The sequence below is a fragment of the Arthrobacter sp. P1_C12_2 genome, assembly GCF_056406415.1.
Genome location: NZ_JBFUAF010000001.1, coordinates 280,767 through 299,605 on the forward strand (window position 1 = coordinate 280,767; position 18,839 = coordinate 299,605).

Genomic DNA, 18,839 nt, shown 5'->3' on the forward strand with positions numbered 1-18,839 from the left:
CAATGCATCAGGTTTTGGGCATCAGGTTTTGGGTATCAGGGCTGGGTTGTTCAGGCCGTAGCCGCGAGCAGCGAGCTGGCTTCCTGGCGGGTGCTGCCCGAGCTTTCGATGTGCGCGAGCTCGGCCGGGATTTCCCAGCCCTTCTTGCGCATCGCGGTGGCCCAGAGCCGGCCGGCGCGGTAGGAGGAACGCACCAGGGGTCCGGACATGACGCCGAGGAAGCCGATCTCGTCCGCCTCGTTCTGCAGGTCCACGAATTCCTGTGGCTTGACCCAGCGGTCCACCGGCAGGTGCCGCTCGGACGGGCGCAGGTACTGGGTGATGGTGATCAGGTCGCAGCCGGCCTCGTGCAGGTCCCGCAGCGCCTCGGAGATTTCCTCGCGGGTCTCGCCCATGCCCAGGATCAGGTTGGACTTGGTCACCATGCCGAGCTTGCGGCCCTGGGTGATGACGTCCAGGGAGCGGTCGTAGCGGAACGCCGGGCGGATCCGCTTGAAGATCCGGGGCACGGTTTCGACGTTGTGGGCGAAGACCTCGGGTTTGGAGTCGCAGATCGCCGCGATGTGCTCGGGCTTGCCGGAGAAGTCCGGGATCAGCAGTTCGACGCCGGTGCCCGGGTTCAGTTCGTGGATCTTGCGGACCGTYTCGGCGTASAGCCAGACGCCCTCGTCGGCGAGGTCGTCGCGGGCCACRCCGGTCACGGTGGCGTAGCGCAGCTGCATGGCCTGGACCGAGCGGGCCACCTTGGTGGGCTCGAACATGTCCACGGGCGAGGGCTTGCCGGTGTCGATCTGGCAGAAGTCGCAGCGCCGGGTGCATTCGGAGCCGCCGATCAGGAAGGTGGCTTCCTTGTCTTCCCAGCATTCGAAGATGTTCGGGCAGCCGGCCTCCTCACACACCGTGTGGAGGCCCTCCTTCTTGACGAGGTTTTTGAGCTGGACGAACTCCGGGCCCATCTGGACCTTGGCCTTGATCCATTCCGGCTTCCGTTCCACCGGTGTGGCCGCGTTTCGCTGCTCAATGCGCAGCATCTTCCGGCCTTCTGGTGCCAGTGTCATAGTTCTCTTTCCTTCAGCATTCGACGACGTTGACGGCGAGGCCGCCCATGGCCGTTTCCTTGTATTTGGAGCTCATGTCCTTGCCGGTTTCGCGCATGGTCACGATGACCTCGTCGAGGGAGACCCGGTGCGTGCCGTCGCCCCAGAGCGCCATTTTGGCGGCGTTGATGGCCTTGGCGGCGGCGATCGCGTTGCGTTCGATGCACGGGACCTGGACGAGCCCGCCGATGGGATCGCAGGTGAGGCCCAGGTTGTGCTCCATCGCGATTTCCGCGGCGTTCTCCACCTGTTGGGGGGTGCCGCCCATGACTTCGGCCAGGCCGGCGGCCGCCATCGACGACGCCGAGCCCACCTCGCCCTGGCAGCCGACCTCGGCGCCGGAGATCGAGGCCTGCTCCTTGTAGAGCACCCCGATCGCGGCGGCGGTCAGCAGGAACTTGACCACCACGTCGTCCCGGTCCTGTTGGGTGGCTTTGTCCATGCCGGGGGCGAAGTGCAGCGCGTAGTAGAGCACGGCCGGGATGATGCCGGCGGCGCCGTTGGTGGGGGCGGTGACCACGCGCCCACCGGAGGCGTTCTCCTCATTCACGGCCAGCGCGATCAGGTTGACCCATTCCTGCCAGTACTTCGGGTCCCGGTAGTCGGGGTCCTGGCCGCGGGTTTCCTTCAGGAGCCGCTCGTGCCAGTCGGGCGCGCGGCGGCGGACCTTGAGCCCGCCGGGCAGCAGCCCCTCGCGCTTGAGGCTGACCTCGACGCAGCCTTCCATCACGGAGTAGATGTGCAGCAGGCCCTCCCGGATCTCCTCTTCCGTCCGACTGTCCTCCTCGTTGATCCGCATCACCTCGCTGATGCTCAGCGAGGTCTTCCGGCAGTGTTCCAGCAGTTCGGCGGCCGTGCGGAACGGCAACGGCAGTTCCTTCTTGGATTCGTCGAGCTCCTGCTGCGCCGCGTCCTCCTCGCCTTCACGGACAATGAAGCCGCCGCCGACGGAGAAGAACGTGGCCTGGTGCAGCGCCTCGCCGTCGGCACCGGAAACCGTGAACGTCATGCCGTTGGTGTGCCGGGGCAGGATGGTCAGCGGCCGCAGGACCATATCCTTCACCCCATACGGCAGGGACACAGCCCCGCCCAGCTGCAGCGTGCCGGTCCCGGCGATCGCGGCCAGCCGGTCCTCCACTTCCTCGGGGAGGATCTGCTCGGGGTGGAAGCCCTCCAGGCCCAGCAGGATGGCGGTCATGGTGCCGTGGCCGTGGCCAGTGGCAGCGAGCGAGCCGTAAAGGTCCACCCGCAGCGACGCCACCTCCGCCAGCTTGCCGAGGGACTTGAGTTCTTCAGCAAACACGGCGGCGGCCCGCATGGGGCCAACGGTGTGCGAACTGGATGGCCCTATTCCGATGGAAAAGAGGTCGAAGGCTCCAACTGCCATGATGCGTACCTTCCGCGGAGAAAGAGAATGATGGTCAATGACTAGAGGCGGGCTCACCGCACCGGTCCCGGCCCCCCAATGACCCTGGACCGGTGCGATGATGCGCCCATTGAGCGCTAGGCGAGGTTCGCAACCGAGGGGTAGAGCGGGTGGGCGGCGGCGAGGGCCTCCACCCGGGAACGCAGACCGGAGAGGTCCGCGCCGGCGTCGGCGGTCAGGGCCTCGGCGATGATGTCCGCCACCTCGGTAAAGGCCGCCTCGCCGAAGCCGCGGGTCGCCAGCGCCGGGGTGCCGATGCGCAGCCCGGAGGTGACCATCGGCGGGCGCGGATCGAACGGGACGGCGTTGCGGTTGACGGTGATGTCGATCGCCGCGAGCCGGTCCTCGGCTTCCTGGCCGTTGAGTTCGCAGTCGCGCAGGTCCACCAGGACCAGGTGCACGTCGGTGCCGCCGGAGATCACGTTGATGCCCTTGGCGGTCACGTCCGGCTGGACCAGGCGCTCGGCGAGGATCCTGGCGCCGGCCAGGACACGTTCCTGGCGCTCCCTGAACTCCTCGGACGCGGCGATCTTGAACGCCACGGCCTTGCCGGCGATGACATGCTCCAGCGGCCCGCCCTGCTGGCCGGGGAACACCGCCGAGTTGATCTTCTTGGCGATCTCGGCGTCGTTGGACAGGATGATGCCGCCGCGCGGACCGGCGAGGGTCTTGTGCGTGGTGGAGGTGGTGACGTGGGCGTGCGGCACCGGGGACGGGTGCAGCCCGGCCGCGACCAGCCCGGCGAAGTGCGCCATGTCCACCATCAGGTACGCGCCCACCGAGTCCGCGATCCGGCGGAACTCAGCGAAGTCGAGCTGGCGGGCGTACGCGGACCAGCCGGCAACGATCAGCGCCGGCTTGTGCTCCAGGGCCAGGGCCTCGACCTCGGCCATGTCGATCCGGTGGTCCTCTTCACGGACCTGGTACGGAATCACGTTGTAGAGCCGGCCGGAGAAGTTGATCCGCATGCCATGGGTCAGGTGCCCGCCGTGCGCCAGGTTCAGGCCCATGATGGTGTCGCCCGGACGGATCAGGGCATGCATCACGGAGGCGTTGGCCTGCGCACCGGAGTGCGGCTGCACGTTCGCGTAGTCCGCGCCGAACAAAGCCTTGACCCGGTCGATCGCGAGCTGTTCGATCACGTCAACGTGCTCGCAGCCGCCGTAGTAGCGCCTGCCCGGGTAGCCCTCGGCGTACTTGTTGGTCAGCACGGAGCCCTGCGCCTGCATCACTGCCCTGGCGGTGTGGTTCTCCGAGGCGATCATCTCCAGGCCGTCGCGCTGGCGGGACAGCTCGGCGTCGATCTTCGCCGCGATCTCCGGATCCAGCGCGGACAGGTCCGCGTCCAGGCTCGCGGAAACGACCTGCTCAAACGCGACGGTACCCGTCGCTGCGGGGCTCACAGCTCGCCACCGTTCTTGGACGCGTACTCCTGGGCCGACATCAGTGGGCCTTCTTCGGTCACGGCGACCTTGAACAGCCAGCCGGCACCGTACGGATCGCTGTTGATCAGCGCCGGATCGGAAACGACGGCGTCATTGATCTCCACCACCTCGCCGGTGACCGGCGCGTAAAGGTCCGAGACAGACTTGGTCGACTCCACCTCGCCGCAGGTCTCCCCCGCGGTCACCGTCGACCCAACTTCCGGCAGGTCCACGTAAACGATGTCGCCCAGGGCATCGGCAGCCACGGCCGAAATCCCAATTCCTGCAGGGCCCGATCCGTCGGCAGCAACCCACTCGTGTTCAGCGGAGTACTTCAGTTCGGCTACAACTTTGCTCATTTATCTCAATCCTTAAGTTCGTATGTGGTTTCGGCAGGCTCAGCCGGCGGCGGCCGGCTACTTTTGGCGCTTGTAGAACGGCAGTGCGACAACTTCGAAAGGCTCCGCCTTGCCGCGGAGGTCAATGTCCAGGGCTGTGCCGGGCTCGGTGAATTCGATGTCGACGTAGGCCATCGCGACCGGGTAGCCGAGGGTGGGGCTGGGCTGTCCGGAGGTCACTTCGCCGACGACGTTGCCGTCCTTGAGGACCGGGTAGTGGCTGCGGCCGGCACGGCGGCCCAGGCCCTTGAGGCCCACGAGTTTGCGGCCGGCCGTGGAGCCGGCGCCGGCTGCCTTGAGCTCGCTCAGGGCGGCCTTGCCGACGAAGTCCGACTCCTTGGCGAGCGAAACGACCGGGCCCAGGCCTGCCGCGTACGGGTTGCCTTCGCGGGAGAGTTCGTTGCCATAGAGCGGCATGCCGGCTTCCAAACGCAGCGAGTCACGGCAGGCCAGGCCGGCGGGGATGAGCCCGCGGCTGGCACCGGTTTCCAGCAGTGCTTCCCAGAGGCCGGCGGCGTCCCCGTTGGGAATGTAAATTTCGAAGCCGTCCTCGCCGGTGTAACCGGTGCGGGCGAGGAGCAGATCTTGTCCGTTGATCTGAACCTCAACCGCAGCGTAGTACTTCAGCTCGGTGACCAGGACATGCTGCCCGGCCGGGACCAGCGTCAGCAGGATGGCTTCGGCGTTCGGGCCCTGGACGGCGATCAGCGAGATCTCGGCGGAAACGTCCTCCACCGTCACGTCGAACCCGCCTTCTTGGGCAGAACCAGCCCTTTCGGCCAGTGCCGCGGCCACGACCTTGGCGTTGCCTGCGTTGGGGACCACCAGGTACTTGTCCTCGCCGCGGCGGTAAGAGATGAGGTCATCGATGATGCCGCCGTCTTCCTGGCAGATCAGCGAGTACTTCGCCTTGCCGACGGAGACCGCCGACAGCTTCCCGGCCAGGGCATAGTCGAGGAACGCCGCGGCGTCCGGGCCGCTGACCCAGACTTCGCCCATGTGGGAGAGGTCGAACAGGCCCGCGGCGTTGCGCACAGCGTGGTGCTCGGCCAGTTCCGATTCGTACTTGAGGGGCATCTGCCAACCGCCGAAGTCCGTGAAGGAGGCGCCGGCCTTTTTGTGCTGCTCGTAGAGAGCGGTGTAGTTCTCACTCATCAGAAAATCCTTAGTTCTCGAATTCGGAAAGCGGAGGGCAGGAGCAGACCAGGTTGCGGTCTCCGGCGGCGCCGTCGATGCGTCCGACCGGCGGGAAGTACTTGTCCTGCCTGAGTGTGTGGACGGGGAATGCGGCCTGCTCACGCGGGTACTCGCGGGTCCAGTCGGTGCTGACGACGGCGGCTGCCGTGTGGGGTGCGTTGCGCAGCGGGGAGTTCTCCACCGTGAAATCGCCGTTGGCGACCTGGTCGATCTCCTGGCGGATGGTGATCATCGCCTCGATGAAACGGTCGATCTCCGCAAGGTCCTCGGACTCGGTGGGCTCCACCATCAGGGTGCCGGCCACGGGGAAGGACAGCGTGGGGGCGTGGAAGCCGAAGTCGATGAGGCGCTTGGCCACGTCCTCGGCGGTGACGCCGGTCCTGGCGGTGAGTTCCCGCAAATCCAGGATGCACTCGTGGGCCACCAGGCCGCTCTCCCCCGTGTAGAGCACCGGGAAGTGCTCATCCAGCCGGGATGCGATGTAGTTCGCCGCGAGCAGCGCGGACTTGGTGGCCTCGGTGAGGCCCTGGCCGCCCATCAGCTTCACGTACGCCCAGGAGATCGGCAGGACACCGGCGGATCCGTAACGTGAAGCGGAGATCGCAGCACCAGTTCCTGGTTCGATAGCGCCGGCGTCGTGCGCCTTGTTCGCGTCCCCTGGCATGAACGGCGCCAGGTGCGCTTTTGCGGCAACCGGGCCAACGCCCGGTCCGCCGCCGCCGTGCGGGATGCAGAAGGTCTTGTGCAGGTTCAGGTGCGAAACGTCGCCGCCAAACTTGCCCGGCTGGGCCAGCCCGACGAGGGCGTTGAGGTTGGCGCCGTCGACGTAGACCTGGCCGCCGGCCGCATGCACGGAATCGCACACCTCGCGGACGTCGGCGTCGTACACCCCGTGGGTGGACGGGTAGGTGATCATGATCGCCGAGAGGACGTCCTTGTGCAGCTCGATCTTCGCCTGAAGATCGGCGTGGTCGATCGTGCCGTCCGAAGCCGTGGCCACCACAACCACCTTCATGCCGGCCAGCACAGCCGAGGCCGCGTTGGTGCCGTGGGCCGAAGCCGGGATGAGGCAGATGTTGCGCTGGGCGTCACCGCGGGAGAGGTGGTAGCCGCGGATGGCCAGCAGGCCGGCGAGTTCGCCCTGCGAGCCGGCGTTGGGCTGGATGGAGACCTGGTCGTAGCCCGTGATTTCGGCGAGGTCAGCTTCGAGGCCGCCGATGAGTTCCCGCCAGCCCTCGGTCTGGGAGTCCGGCGCGAACGGGTGGATGGACGCGAACTCCGGCCAGGAGATGGCTTCCATCTCGGCCGTGGCGTTCAGCTTCATGGTGCAGGAGCCCAGCGGGATCATGGTGCGGTCCAGGGCGAGGTCCCGGTCCGAGAGCTTGCGGATGTAGCGCAGCAGCTGGGTTTCGGAGCGGTGCGTGTTGAAGACCGGGTGCTGCAGGAAGTCGGAGGTGCGCAGCACCGTCTCGGGCAGCTCGAAGCCCTTGGCCTCCACCAGTGGACCGGCGCCAAAGGCGACGACGACCGCGGAGAGGACCTCCGGCGTCGTGGTTTCATCGACGGACACGCCAACTGTGTCCGCGTCGATGAGCCGCAGGTTGATGCCCCGGGCCTCGGCGGCGGCGATGACCTTGGCGGCCTTGCCGGGCACACGGACCGTGAGGGTGTCGAAGAAGGAGTCGCTCGCCAGTTCGCGGCCGACGATCTTCAGCGTGGCGGCGAGGGCGCGGGTGTTGTTGTGGACGGTCTCGGCGATGGCCTTCAGTCCGTCAGGGCCGTGGTAGACGGCGTAGAAGGAGGACACGATGGCCAGCAATGCCTGCGCGGTGCAGATGTTGGACGTGGCCTTCTCGCGCCGGATGTGCTGTTCGCGGGTCTGCAGGGCCAGCCTGTAGGCCGGGACGCCGGCGTTGTCCTTGGAGACGCCGACGATGCGGCCGGGGAGCGTGCGTTCCATGCCCTCGCGCACCGCCATGTAGGCCGCGTGTGGGCCGCCGAAGAACAGCGGCACGCCCAGGCGCTGGGTGGAGCCGACGGCGATATCCGCACCCTGCTCGCCCGGAGGGGTGATCAGGGTGAGGGCAAGCAGGTCGGCGGCGACGGTGACCAGTGCGCCGCGTTCCTTGGCCTCGGCGATCACGCCGGACTGGTCCCACACCCGGCCGGAGACGCCCGGCTGCTGCAGGACGAGACCGTTGATGTCGCCGTCGGGCAGACCGGCGGAGAGGTCGGCGACCTGCACCTCGAAGCCCAGCGCTGCGGCACGGCCCTTGACGATCGCGATGGTCTGCGGGAGGCAGTCGGCGTCGAGGACGGTCTTGGCCCCGGCAGCGGACTTGTTTTTGTTGGCGCGGCGCATGAGAAGCACCGCCTCGGCGACGGCGGTGGCCTCGTCGAGCAGCGAGGCGTTGGCGACCGGGAGCGCGGTGAGGTCCTGGACCATGGTCTGGAAGTTCAGCAGCGCCTCGAGCCGGCCCTGGGAGATTTCCGGCTGGTAGGGCGTGTAGGCGGTGTACCAGGCCGGGGCTTCGAGGATGTTGCGGCGGATCACCGGCGGGGTGACGGTGTCGTAGTAGCCCTGGCCGATCATCTGCACGGCGGTCTTGTTCTTGGAGGCGAGCTTGCGCAGTTCGGCCAGCACCTGGACTTCGCTGAGGGCGCTGTCCAGGGTGAGGGGCTTTTCCTGGCGGATGGAATCGGGGACCGCGTTGTCAACGAGGCCGTCAACGCTGTCGTAGCCGACAGCCTTGAGCATGGTGTCGATGTCGGTCTGGCGGCGGGCGCCGATGTGGCGGTCTGCGAAGGTGGACGGGGACGATTGAACCGTCATGAGAGGAACTCCATAATTCAGGTGGCATCAAAACGCCACGATGATTCGGGTTCCTCCCCGCTCTGTATTGGACCTGAGAGTTTCCGTTTTGCCCTGCTGTTCAGCAGCGCGCCACTTGCACCGTCGGTGAGCCCGGTTGCCCGGACTGCTTTCCAGAGTTGCCTTGCCGCGGCGGTACGTGGGCCTGAGAGATTCCTGGGGAGGATTTGCTCCTACGGCGCCTGCTGAACGTACCGGCAGGACTCTCCCGCCGCAGATCATAAGCTGTGCCACTGGTCGGTGACACAGCTCACAATTTATCTGGTTGCCGGGCAGGATGCAAAATTTATTTCAATTGAGTCGCTGTTCCCGCGGACGACGGCGGGACTCCCCGCCGTCGTCCGCTGGCGTTTAGTGCCGCTCCCCTACAGTGCGGACCAGCCGCCGTCGGAGGCGAGGATGGCGCCGTTGACGTTGGTTCCGTCGTCGCTGAGCAGGAAGGTGATGGAGGCGGCGAGCTGCGCCGCGGCGGGCGTGGGACGGTGGCCTGCATCAGCGGGCCGAGGCGTTCGGCCGCGCTGGGATCCCCTGGTGGTCACGATGTTGGTGAGGGTGGGGCCAGGCGCCGCAGTCATCGCCCTCAAGGCCGGGGCCCCGCACCACATGAACCAAGAACAGCTCGCCGCAACGGTCCACCGTTCAAAGCCAGACCCTAGGCCGCGTCCTGACCCGGCTGGAGGCTGGAGGCTTCGTCACGAGGAAACGCAACCCACATGGCCGCCGCCAGTTCCAGGTTGAGGTAACCGACCCTCAGAGCAGCCCGCAAGGCGGAAAGCGCCGCCGTTGCAGCAGACTTCGACGGATGGGAACTTCCTCGGGAACATCTCTCCCGTTTCGTGAATATCTTCCGAGATCCCCGACAAGCGCGAGGTCCGAGCCGTAGCTAATTCGACACACTGTCCGGGCGGACGCCCTTGCGGATCTGTGGCGGGCAGGACGCGGGGCCCGCCGTCGTCCGGTGTGAGGACAACAACGAGCGGGACGGCGGGAAATCGTCCCGCCCTCCCGTTGATTCCTGCTCCCGAGACTCTCAGAAGTGTCCGGTCACCAGGTGCCCGAGCCGTGGTGGCGCTTGTTGTGGTCATGCCGGTGACCGTTATGGTCCCAGAACCCATCCTTGTCGTGACGGCAGCCGTCCCGTCCCGTCCATGAGCCGTTGTGGTCGTTGTCGTCACGCCAATTCCCGTTGTCGTCGCGCCAGCCCCACCCGTCAGAGTGGTCGTGCCAGCGGCTATCGCCGTCCCACCAGCCACGTCCGGCATCGTGCCGGTTGTTGTCCCGCATCTGATGCCGGTGCTCGAACGAAGATTGGTTCCAGGAAACGGTGGAGGTTGTAACGGCAGCACTGGCAGGCACGGCGCTGGCGCCCAGGCCCAACGCGGCCGTCGCAGCAGTTGTTCCGATGATGCGCATAGCCTTGTTCATGAACTTGGTCCTTCGAAGGGGTCGACGTTTCCGCTTCTCCCACCGATGCACTCCAGAAATGGCGTCGGCAGGATCCGCATCCCTGGACGCGATCCTGGGCAGGGAACCGGGACGTCGGCTTGATAGTCAGTGGAATTGTCCGCCCGGGATCGAGACCGGCGGTCATCGGTCCGCGTCTACAGGACCGATGTCATTTCCGGGATAATTGCCCGGGGCACCTTTCCAGTCAACGCCCGCTGTTGCCTCACGTCAATAGGTTGTGTTGAGGATCGCCTATGCACGCGGCAAAGGGCCGCGCAACCTCCGGCCCCGGCACTGGGCCTTCACGACAACGATCGATGCGGGCTGCGGCGCGGGCCAGCAGGAGTTGTTCCTCGAATTCTTCAGCCTCGGTCCCGACGTCCCTAGATCATCGACACTTCTCGACCTCCACCGGTCGCCTCGATGGCATGAACCTTGACCCTCCTCTTGTCCGTGAGAAGCGTCTCAAATTATTACGGCGGCAGCCGGGAGCCAGCCGCGGGCAGGTAAAGTTATCTGTTCGTAACATTACCTGACTGAAATGTGTTTGAAGATGCCTGCAGACTCCGCTAATGAAGACAAGCCGAAACAGCTCCTCGGGCTAAGTGGCACCCAGACTATTGGCTCGGCGCTGGCCGCGGTGACCTCTGCCTTGGTGGGGTCCTTCCTAGGCGTTGCCGGGACGCTTATCGGCGCCGCACTCGGCTCTATCGTTGCCACGGTGGGCGCCGCTCTCTATGCGCGGACACTCAGTTCGGCAGCCACCGTGGCATTGACGAAAATCCCAAAGCGACGCAGGGGCGGACTGCCCGCTGACGACGGCGACATGCTGGCCGCCAGCGCTCCGCCCGAGAGCGACGAACCTCGAGCCAAACGGCTGAAGAGGCAGTTCACCCCCAAGACCTGGATCAAGGTCGGGGTGGTCAGTGCTGCCGCATTCGTTATCGCCATGGTCGGTGTCACTGCACTCGAATTCGGAACAAATAAGCCCATCTCCAGCCTTGTCTCGTCGAACTCGAGCATCGACGGCGGTGCGACCGGGCCCACGACGACGCTGGGCACAGCATTGAGCGGCAATCCGACTGTCCCGGACGGGACGGACGCATCGACTAAGGACGTGAATGAAGGACCTGGGCAAGTCGCGCAAGTGCCTGGGCAAGTCGAGCAAGGCGCCAACAAAAAAGATGGCCTGACCACGGACGGTAGCCCCAGTGGCGCGGACAGCGGCTCGGCCGGAACCGAAGTGCCGGGAGCCGGCGCACCAAGCGATACCACGCCGGCGGACGTTGCCCCCGAAACCGGCCAGAGCCCGGACCCCGCCCCCGCAACCGAACAGACCCTGCAGCCCGAGGTGTCCTCGGATTCAGGATCGGCCGAGCAGCCCGCACCGTGATGGCGATGATAGGGACTAAGGACCGATAGGAATCTGTTAGGGATGGCGGGGCCGGGCGGTGGTGTTGTGGCGGCTGGCTCATCCGACGAGGACCACCGTATTCTCAGCGGTCAGCCGGCACCTTGGCCCTCGCGGGCCACCTCTTCCAGAATCCTGGCTGTCGGCGCTGCCGTCATCAGCTGCCCTATCACGTCGGGTTTGTCCCACACCTGGCTGCGCAACTTTTCCAGAAAGCCGGTCGCGGCATCCTTGGTGTCGAAGTCAAGGAGCACTGCCACGCTGTTCTGGTCCTCGGTATCCCGGAACAAGCGGACAGACCGGGCGCCCGAGGCGGCGCGGCCTGCGGGATCCGTGTCGAACACTTTCTTGAAAGCCTCGTATTCCCGGACCGGATAGCTAATCTGCAGGGTGAACATCGTCGTTCCTTTCCCTCGGGCTGTGGCAGGGACCACCTTAGGCCGTCCAGCGTCTTTCCGGTAGGGCCCGAGGGCGGACTTGAACCGGCGCTGCGCTGCCCTCCTGAACGACCAGGCGAACGAGCTTCACGAGCGGACGACGGCGGGACTCCCCGCCGTCGTCCGCTTGCGCCTGGGTGCACCTCCCCTACAGCGCGGACCAGCCGCTGTCGGAGGCGAGGATGGCGCCGTTGATGTTGGTGCCGTCGTCGCTGAGCAGGAACGTGATGGAGGCGGCGAGCTGCGCCGCGGTGGCGGGTGTCGGGACGGTGGCCTGCATCAGCGGGCCGAGGCGTTCGGCCGCGAGCTGGGATCCCCAATTGGACCCTCTAACGCAACTTTCATCAACTTGGCACAGGGCTGCGCTACGGTTGGCAGCACTATCAATTCGTAGGGGGACAAATGGATTTTGCAGAAAAACTTTCGGCTTTGGCAGCAAAGGTGCGCCAGCAGCGAGGTGTGATCCAGACGGAAGAGGCAACGAAGAATGCCTTTGTCATGCCTTTCATTTCCACAATCCTTGGCTATGACGTCTTCAATCCCATGGAAGTGGTTCCGGAGTTCATCGCGGATGTGGGTCTCAAGAAGGGCGAGAAGATCGACTATGCGATCGTCAAGGACGGCGAGGTGCAGATCCTGATCGAGTGCAAGAAGTCCTCGGAACCCGTGAAGATCGAGCACGCCTCTCAGCTTTTCCGGTACTTTGCCGTCACCAACGCCAGGATCGCCATTCTTACCAACGGCGAGGTGTACCAATTCTTCACCGACCTCGATGCACCGAACCGCATGGACGCCAAGCCGTTCCTCGTGCTGGATTTGAACGACATCGACGAATCCCTCATTCCGGAGCTGCAGAAACTGTCCAAGGACGTCTTTGATCTCGACTCGATAATCAGCGCGGCCGGCGAACTGAAATACATCGGCGAACTCAAGAGGACCCTGGCCTCACAATTCAAGGAGCCTGAGGACGAGTGGATCAAGTTCCTCACGGGTCGCGTGTATACGGGTGCCTACACCCAGAAGGTGCGTGAACAATTCACCGCTTTGGTGACCAAAGCGTCCAAACAGTTCCTGAACGACCAGGTGAACGAGCGGCTGAAGAAGGCCCTCGGCGCCCCGGCCTTCCCGCAGAATGACGATGCAACAGTGGCTGCCAGCGTCACCAGCGCCCCCGTGGCCGAAGCAGACCTGGCCGAGGCTGACGGCTTGGAAACAACGCTGGAGGAAATCGAGGGATACCAGATCGTGCGGGCCATCGTCTGCAGCGAAGTCAAGCCCGCTCGCGTAGCGCAGAGGGATGCCAAGTCCTATTTCGCGGTGCTGCTGGACGACAACAACCGCAAGCCGATCGCACGCCTGCACTTCAACCGCACCCAGAAGTACATCGGCATTTTCGACGACAACAGGGAAGAGACGCGGGTTCCCATTAGCTCGCTAGAAGAGATCTACGAGCACACCGAAGCCCTCCGCGCGAGCGTTAAGAGCTACCTGTAAGCGCCGAAACTGGCGGCCCAGTCCAGGGCAATATAATTTCGCAGTAGAGACAAGCGGACGACGGCGGGACCTCCCACCGTCGTCCGCTTTCCTTAATTGCGATTCCCTTGGTGTGTCGCCAATTGCGATTCCCTTGGTGTGTCGCCGGACCCCGCAGTCACGCGTGGCCGACTGCGCTCATCCCCGGACACCGGACCTGGTCAGCCGTAGCTACGAGTCCCTGGCGCCGCAGCGCGAGCGGGCGCGGGCCTATTTGGTTTCGGCCGGGGTCCGCGAGGAGGTTGCCGGGAATCTGTGGACCGCTTTGATCGACGCGACGTTCGAGGCGTGGATGCAGTGGGCCGCGGGGACGGATCCAAATGCGGTGTCGTCCTTGGTGGCGGCTGTTGGGGTGCTGCGGGTGCCTGCGGCTCAGACCTTTGGATCACACGCCCGTCGAGGACAGCGGCTCCAAGGCAACCTGCGACGGCCGATACCCGACGTTATGTAAGGTTGTCGGCATGTAAGGACAAGTAGGCTACAACCAAGGCTGCCGGTTACGCCCTTCCTCAGGCTAGGCCCGCACGTCGACATCCTTCCCCGGCGCGGGCAACCCTGATCGCACGGAACGCATGCGACGGGCGCCCACTCCAAGCTGACGCGTATTAGTTGGCCCTTCACACGCTCCTTGACACCCCAACCCAATGCGGGATATGTTCTATCTCACATCTACTAACGCGCGTTAGTAACGCGCATCAGTAGGTGCGGCTAGACTCTCATCCAATATTCATCCCTATTACGAGACATCGGACGGTCAATGGAGACGAACCCACGGCAGGCCAAAGTGACGATGCAGGATGTCGCGAACCATGTCGGAGTTTCTCGGACGACTGTTTCCTTTGTCCTTAATGGTGGAACGGGAAACGGAATTCCAGAAGAAACCCGTGACCGCGTCCACCAGGCTGTGACCGAACTGGGCTACCGCCCGAACGCGGGAGCCCGTGCGTTGGCTTCCAAGCAGACCAAGCTTTACGGGCTGATCACGGAAATCGTGATCGCGCCTTATGCCGCCAACATTGTCCGCGGCGCCGAGGAACAGGCCGCGCAGGAGGGTAAGACGCTTCTTATCGCCAGCACCGACGGCAGCAGTGACGCCGACCGGCGGGCCATCGAGACGATGCTCGAGCACCGTGTCGAGGGTCTGATCTATGCCACAAGCTGGCATAGGGGTGTGCGGTTGCCTGCTGTTGCGGAGGAGGTGCCGACGGTCTTGGTTCACTGCTTTGACGAAGCAACAAAACTGCATTCCGTCATTCCGGATGAGGCTCAGGGTGGCTATGTTGCCACGATGAGGCTTATCGGGGCCGGACATGACCGGATAGGGCTCATCAACCTTGATCCCGTCATTCCCGCCGCCATCGGCCGCCGGGCTGGTTATGTCCGAGCACTTGAACAGGCAGGCATCGGCCTGGATGAGAGCTTGGTGATCAACGAGGACGGCGAGGCAGACCAAGGCTACCGCGCGGCAGTTGCCCTCCTGGATGGCAGCCGGCCACCTACCGCGATCTTTTGCGCCACTGACCGCATGGCCATGGGCGCTTACGACGCCATCAAAGAACGAGGGCTACGTATTGGTGACGATATCTCCGTGGTTGGCTTCGACAACCAGGAAGTCATCGCCAACTATTTGCGGCCCAGCCTGACGACAGTCGCATTGCCGTTCCAGCAAATGGGGGCAACCGGCGTCGCGATGCTGGCCAAACTGGCAGCGAACCGCGATCTGGCCCCGCTCCAACGCATTGTCGAATGCCCTCTGGTGGAGCGTACATCTGTGCGCCAGCCGGTCGCGGCGTTCTGACGTCCCCACCCGCTAACCCCCTCTCAATTTCACTGACGAAACGAGCTCCCTCATGCCCAAAATCCACCCCAAAAGGTCACTGACCGTTGTTGCGGCCACACTGGCGATCGGCGCCCTGGCCCTCACCGGCTGCGGCGCCGGAAACACACCTGGAAGCACAGCAAAGGGTGGGAGCGCCTCCAACGGGCTCCTGACAATCCCCCGGGAAGACACCGCAACGTTCACCAGCAATTTCAACCCGTTCTCCCCGAACGCGCTGCCGATGACGCAGCAGTCGGTCTTCGAACCCCTGCTGATCGTCAACCCTGTCAAGGGGGAACCGGTCCCCTGGCTCGGGGCTTCGTGGAAAGCAGACGAAGACGGCAAGGGCGTGACCTTCACGCTCCGCGACGGCGTTAAGTGGTCAGACGGACAGCCCCTGACCGCCGACGATGTCGTGTACACCTTTGACCTCCAGAAAAAGATCCAGGGAGGATTCGACTATCTGGCCAAAGTCTCAGCCGTAGATGCCCACACCGTTCGCTTCGATTTCAACAAGGCCTACTCCCCCGGACTTTACGAGGTCGGCCAGCAGGTCATCGCCCCTAAGCATGTCTGGTCCAAGATCGCGGACCCAGCAAAGGCCACCAACGACAACCCGGTGGGCACTGGCCCCTACACACAGGTCTCACATTTCCAGACACAGTCATTCGAACTGGATAAGAACCCCAACTACTGGCAGCCGGAAAAGCAGCAGCTCACCGGCATTAGGATGCTGGCCTTCGCCGGCAACTCAGGGGCCAACCTCGCCCTGCAGAACGGCGACGTGGACTGGAGCGACCAGTTCATCCCCAACGTTCAGAAAACCTATATCGACAAGGATCCGGCACACCGCCACTTCTGGTACCCCACCACCGGTGGCACGATCAACTGGCAACTGAACACCACGAAGGCTCCCTTTAACGATCCGGTCGTCCGCAAAGCACTCAGCATGGCCGTGGACCGCGACCAGGTCGACAGCCTGGGCATGGCGGGCTACACGCATCCGGCCGACTGCACCGGCCTCAGCGACACCTACACCAGCTGGCGCGACCAGAGCATCGTTGACAAATGCGACTGGACCAAGCTGAATGTCGACAAAGCCAACCAGATGCTCGATGACGCCGGCTACAAGAAGGGAACCGACGGCATCCGCACCCTCAAGGACGGCAAACCGTTCCAGTTCAAGTTCTCTGTAGGATCGGCATCTTCGGACTGGCTTTCCGTCGGCCAGATCATCTCTAAAAACATGGAAAAACTTGGCGTGAAGCTCGAGGTCAACTCCCCGGACTGGTCCCAGGTCGTCTCCGGCTACACTGACGGATCCTTCGACAGCGGCATCGTCTGGAGCAACGCCGGCGCGACCCCGTACGAGTTCTACCGCGGCGTAATGTCACAGAAGGTCGTTGTGCCGGTCGGTGCAAAGGCCAATGAAAACTACCACCGCTTTGGCGACCAGGAAGCAACCGCAACCCTGGACAAGCTGGCGGCAACGGCAGAGCCGGCAGCGCAGAAGACCCTCGTCAACTCCCTGGAGGCACGCTTCAATGACGTAGCCCCGGTGATCCCGCTGTTCTCCGGCCCGGCGTGGGGCGCCTACACCGACCAGCGATTCACGGGCTGGCCCAGCAACGACAACCCGTATGCAACTCTCTCGGCCCGCTCCGCCACCACAGTGCTGGTTCTGACCTCACTCAAGCCGGCGCAGTAGCCATCTGGTGGCTGTCAGGGGCAACCGGCCCCGGACAGCCACCATGGCCGCCGCGCACACGGCACCTGCACCGTTACCACCTGCCGGATCCGGACCGATCTCCGGGCGGCGCAACAATCATCAAGAAAGAAGCGGAATCATGGTATTCCTCCTCCGCCGCCTGGGGTTCTACATCATCGCCTTCTGGGCCTGCATCACCTTGAATTTCTTCCTCCCCAGGCTGATGCCCGGGGACCCTGTCAGCCGAATGTTCTCCCAAGTGCAGTCTCAGATGCGCCCGGACCAGGTGGATGCGCTCCGGCGGCTCTTCGGCCTGGACGACCGGCCCCTGTGGGAGCAGTACCTCGCCTACATCGGCAACATCTTCCGCGGGGACATGGGCATCTCGCTCTCCCGGTTCCCCACCCCCGTTTCGGAGGTGATCGCATCACAAATCGGGTGGACCCTCCTGCTGGGCGGCACCTCCCTGGTTATTGCCGTCATTCTGGGCAATTTCCTCGGCGTTCTGGCAGCGTGGCGGCGCGGAAAATTCCTGGATTCGGTCTTTCCTCCGTTGCTGATTTTCGTGGGATCATTTCCCTATTTTTGGCTGGCCATGGCCGCTCTATATCTGTTCGGGATAACTCTGGGCTGGCTGCCTCTGAGCCATGCCTTCTCCACAGGCCTCAGCCCCTCGTTCTCCCTCGAATACATCGGCGACGTAGCCACTCACCTCATCCTTCCGGCCCTGACCATCGTCCTGGTCTCCATCGGCGGCTGGATGCTGGGGATGCGCAACACGATGATCGCCACCACCGCTGAGGACTACATCACGATGGCCCGGGCCAAGGGACTCCGTCCGGCACGGATCATGTTCCAGTACGCGGCCCGCAACGCCATGCTGCCCTCCGTAACGTCGTTCGGGATGTCCCTTGGATTCGTCGTCGGCGGCGCTCTCCTCACCGAAACCGTGTTCGCGTACCCGGGCATTGGCTACCAGCTTCTGACCTCCGTCCAGGCGCTGGACTACCCGCTGACCCAAGGCATCTTCCTCACCATTACCGCCGCCGTGCTGGCAGCTAACTTCCTGGTCGACATCATTTACGTACGGCTGGACCCCCGGGTCCGGGTCAGCTAGAAACAGGTTCCCCATGTCACTTACAGAATCAACACCCGCCACGATCACCACGGCCGGCAAACCCACTGTTCAAATACCTGAACCGCCGGCCCCCGGACGCCTGGTTCATGGAGGATTCGTCCACGGCATCCTCACGAACAAGAAGTCCCTTTTCGGACTGGCCATCCTGGTGATATTTGCCCTCCTGGCACTGCTGGCCCCTCTCCTGGCACCGGGGAACCCCACCGACTTCGGCCCCGAAGCATCCCTGGCGCCCTCCGCGGACCACCTGCTCGGAACCACCTCCAAAGGCCAGGACGTGCTCGCCCTTACCCTGTGGGGATCGCGAAGCTCACTGGCGGTCGGGTTCACGGTAGGTCTGGCGGCGACCTTCCTCGGTTGCCTCGTCGGCATAGCCTCCGCGTACTTCGGCAAAGCCATCGACGAATTGCTCTCGCTGCTGACCAACATATTCCTGCTCATCCCCGGGCTTCCGCTCCTGGTGGTTCTCGCCGCATTCCTGCCGCCGGGGCCGGTCACCGTCGTCATCGTCCTGATCATCACGGGCTGGGCAGGCAGCGCCCGGGTGCTCCGCTCCCAGGCTCTGTCCCTGCGCAGCAAGGACTTCGTCGCTTCGGCCGTCGTGACCGGCGAGAAAGCATGGCGCATCATGTTCCGGGAGATCCTGCCCAACATGGCCTCCATCGTGATGAGCACCCTGCTGGGCTGCGTCATCTACGGCATCGGCGCCCAGGCAGGCCTGGAGTTCCTGGGGCTCGGCGACACCGGGTCCGTCAGCTGGGGAACCAACCTCTATTGGGCAAACAACGACGGTGCGCTCATGACCGGCGACTGGTGGGTGCTCCTGCCCTCCGGTGTCGCCATCGCCGTCGTGGCATTTGCCCTGGCCATGATCAACTACGCCGTTGATGAAATCACCAACCCTCGCCTGCGCGTGGAAAAGAAAGGCTGACA

At 64.3% G+C, this 18,839-nt stretch carries 15 protein-coding genes, 1 pseudogene and 2 riboswitches; of the genes and pseudogenes, 6 read left to right on the forward strand and 10 right to left on the reverse strand.

Translation table 11 applies throughout. From position 1 onward, the window contains the following. Positions 1–50: 50 nt before the first annotated feature. From lipA to AC1DZQ_RS01395, 8 genes are all read right to left on the reverse strand, one after another. On the reverse strand, positions 51–1,058 hold the full coding sequence (lipA, locus tag AC1DZQ_RS01360; RefSeq protein WP_476961782.1) for a lipoyl synthase: 1,008 nt from the start codon (positions 1,056–1,058) through the stop codon (positions 51–53). 13 nt (positions 1,059–1,071) lie between these two features. Further along, on the reverse strand, positions 1,072–2,484 hold the full coding sequence (locus AC1DZQ_RS01365; RefSeq protein ID WP_476961783.1) for an L-serine ammonia-lyase: 1,413 nt from the start codon (positions 2,482–2,484) through the stop codon (positions 1,072–1,074). 116 nt (positions 2,485–2,600) lie between these two features. After that, positions 2,601–3,926 carry a serine hydroxymethyltransferase gene (gene glyA / locus AC1DZQ_RS01370; protein ID WP_476961784.1) on the reverse strand — a complete coding sequence of 442 codons (1,326 nt, stop codon included), beginning with the start codon at positions 3,924–3,926 and terminating at the stop codon, positions 2,601–2,603. Then, positions 3,923–4,306: a glycine cleavage system protein GcvH gene (gene gcvH, locus AC1DZQ_RS01375; protein WP_476961785.1), complete on the reverse strand. Its 384-nt coding sequence runs from the start codon at positions 4,304–4,306 to the stop codon at positions 3,923–3,925. The genes glyA and gcvH overlap by 4 nt, the downstream gene beginning before the upstream one ends. Before the next feature lie 57 nt (positions 4,307–4,363). Then, a complete protein-coding gene (gene gcvT / locus AC1DZQ_RS01380; protein ID WP_476961786.1) occupies positions 4,364–5,500 on the reverse strand; it encodes a glycine cleavage system aminomethyltransferase GcvT in 1,137 nt (378 codons plus the stop codon). Positions 5,501–5,510: 10 nt separating this feature from the next. Next, positions 5,511–8,375 (reverse strand): aminomethyl-transferring glycine dehydrogenase, encoded by a 2,865-nt coding sequence (gene gcvP, locus AC1DZQ_RS01385; protein WP_476961787.1) that lies wholly within the window; start codon positions 8,373–8,375, stop codon positions 5,511–5,513. A 52-nt stretch (positions 8,376–8,427) separates the two neighbouring features. Further along, positions 8,428–8,536: riboswitch (glycine riboswitch) on the reverse strand. 1 nt (position 8,537) lies between these two features. Beyond that, positions 8,538–8,635, reverse strand: a riboswitch (glycine riboswitch). A gap of 144 nt (positions 8,636–8,779) precedes the next feature. Further along, positions 8,780–8,989: a hypothetical protein gene (locus AC1DZQ_RS01390; RefSeq protein ID WP_476961788.1), complete on the reverse strand. Its 210-nt coding sequence runs from the start codon at positions 8,987–8,989 to the stop codon at positions 8,780–8,782. A 469-nt stretch (positions 8,990–9,458) separates the two neighbouring features. After that, entirely contained in the window at positions 9,459–9,839 is a 381-nt protein-coding gene (locus AC1DZQ_RS01395) for a hypothetical protein (protein ID WP_476961789.1), read from the reverse strand. A gap of 574 nt (positions 9,840–10,413) precedes the next feature. On the opposite strand from AC1DZQ_RS01395, the gene AC1DZQ_RS01400 reads away from it, so the two are divergent. After that, the gene (locus tag AC1DZQ_RS01400; protein WP_476961790.1) at positions 10,414–11,253 is read left to right on the forward strand and encodes a hypothetical protein; all 840 of its coding nucleotides are present in this window, start codon (positions 10,414–10,416) and stop codon (positions 11,251–11,253) included. Positions 11,254–11,363: 110 nt separating this feature from the next. Here the strand turns inward: AC1DZQ_RS01400 and AC1DZQ_RS01405 are convergent, their stop codons facing one another. Both AC1DZQ_RS01405 and AC1DZQ_RS01410 read right to left on the reverse strand, forming a co-directional pair. Then, positions 11,364–11,669 (reverse strand): hypothetical protein, encoded by a 306-nt coding sequence (locus AC1DZQ_RS01405; protein WP_476961791.1) that lies wholly within the window; start codon positions 11,667–11,669, stop codon positions 11,364–11,366. A gap of 187 nt (positions 11,670–11,856) precedes the next feature. Next, positions 11,857–12,033 (reverse strand): annotated as a pseudogene (locus AC1DZQ_RS01410) (short-chain dehydrogenase); the annotation flags it as partial. A 77-nt stretch (positions 12,034–12,110) separates the two neighbouring features. Here AC1DZQ_RS01410 and AC1DZQ_RS01415 point away from each other — a divergent pair. The 5 genes from AC1DZQ_RS01415 (at position 12,111) to AC1DZQ_RS01435 (ending at position 18,837) form a co-directional block, all read left to right on the forward strand. Beyond that, the gene (locus tag AC1DZQ_RS01415) at positions 12,111–13,202 is read left to right on the forward strand and encodes a type I restriction endonuclease (protein WP_476961792.1); all 1,092 of its coding nucleotides are present in this window, start codon (positions 12,111–12,113) and stop codon (positions 13,200–13,202) included. Positions 13,203–13,998: 796 nt separating this feature from the next. Then, a complete protein-coding gene (locus AC1DZQ_RS01420) occupies positions 13,999–15,039 on the forward strand; it encodes a LacI family DNA-binding transcriptional regulator (protein WP_476961793.1) in 1,041 nt (346 codons plus the stop codon). Between the two features lie 52 nt (positions 15,040–15,091). Beyond that, complete coding sequence (locus tag AC1DZQ_RS01425) at positions 15,092–16,768, forward strand: ABC transporter substrate-binding protein (RefSeq protein WP_476961794.1); 1,677 nt, start codon at positions 15,092–15,094, stop codon at positions 16,766–16,768. A gap of 139 nt (positions 16,769–16,907) precedes the next feature. Next, the gene (locus tag AC1DZQ_RS01430; protein WP_476961795.1) at positions 16,908–17,885 is read left to right on the forward strand and encodes an ABC transporter permease; all 978 of its coding nucleotides are present in this window, start codon (positions 16,908–16,910) and stop codon (positions 17,883–17,885) included. A 13-nt stretch (positions 17,886–17,898) separates the two neighbouring features. Then, complete coding sequence (locus AC1DZQ_RS01435) at positions 17,899–18,837, forward strand: ABC transporter permease (RefSeq protein WP_476961796.1); 939 nt, start codon at positions 17,899–17,901, stop codon at positions 18,835–18,837. Positions 18,838–18,839 lie beyond the last annotated feature (2 nt).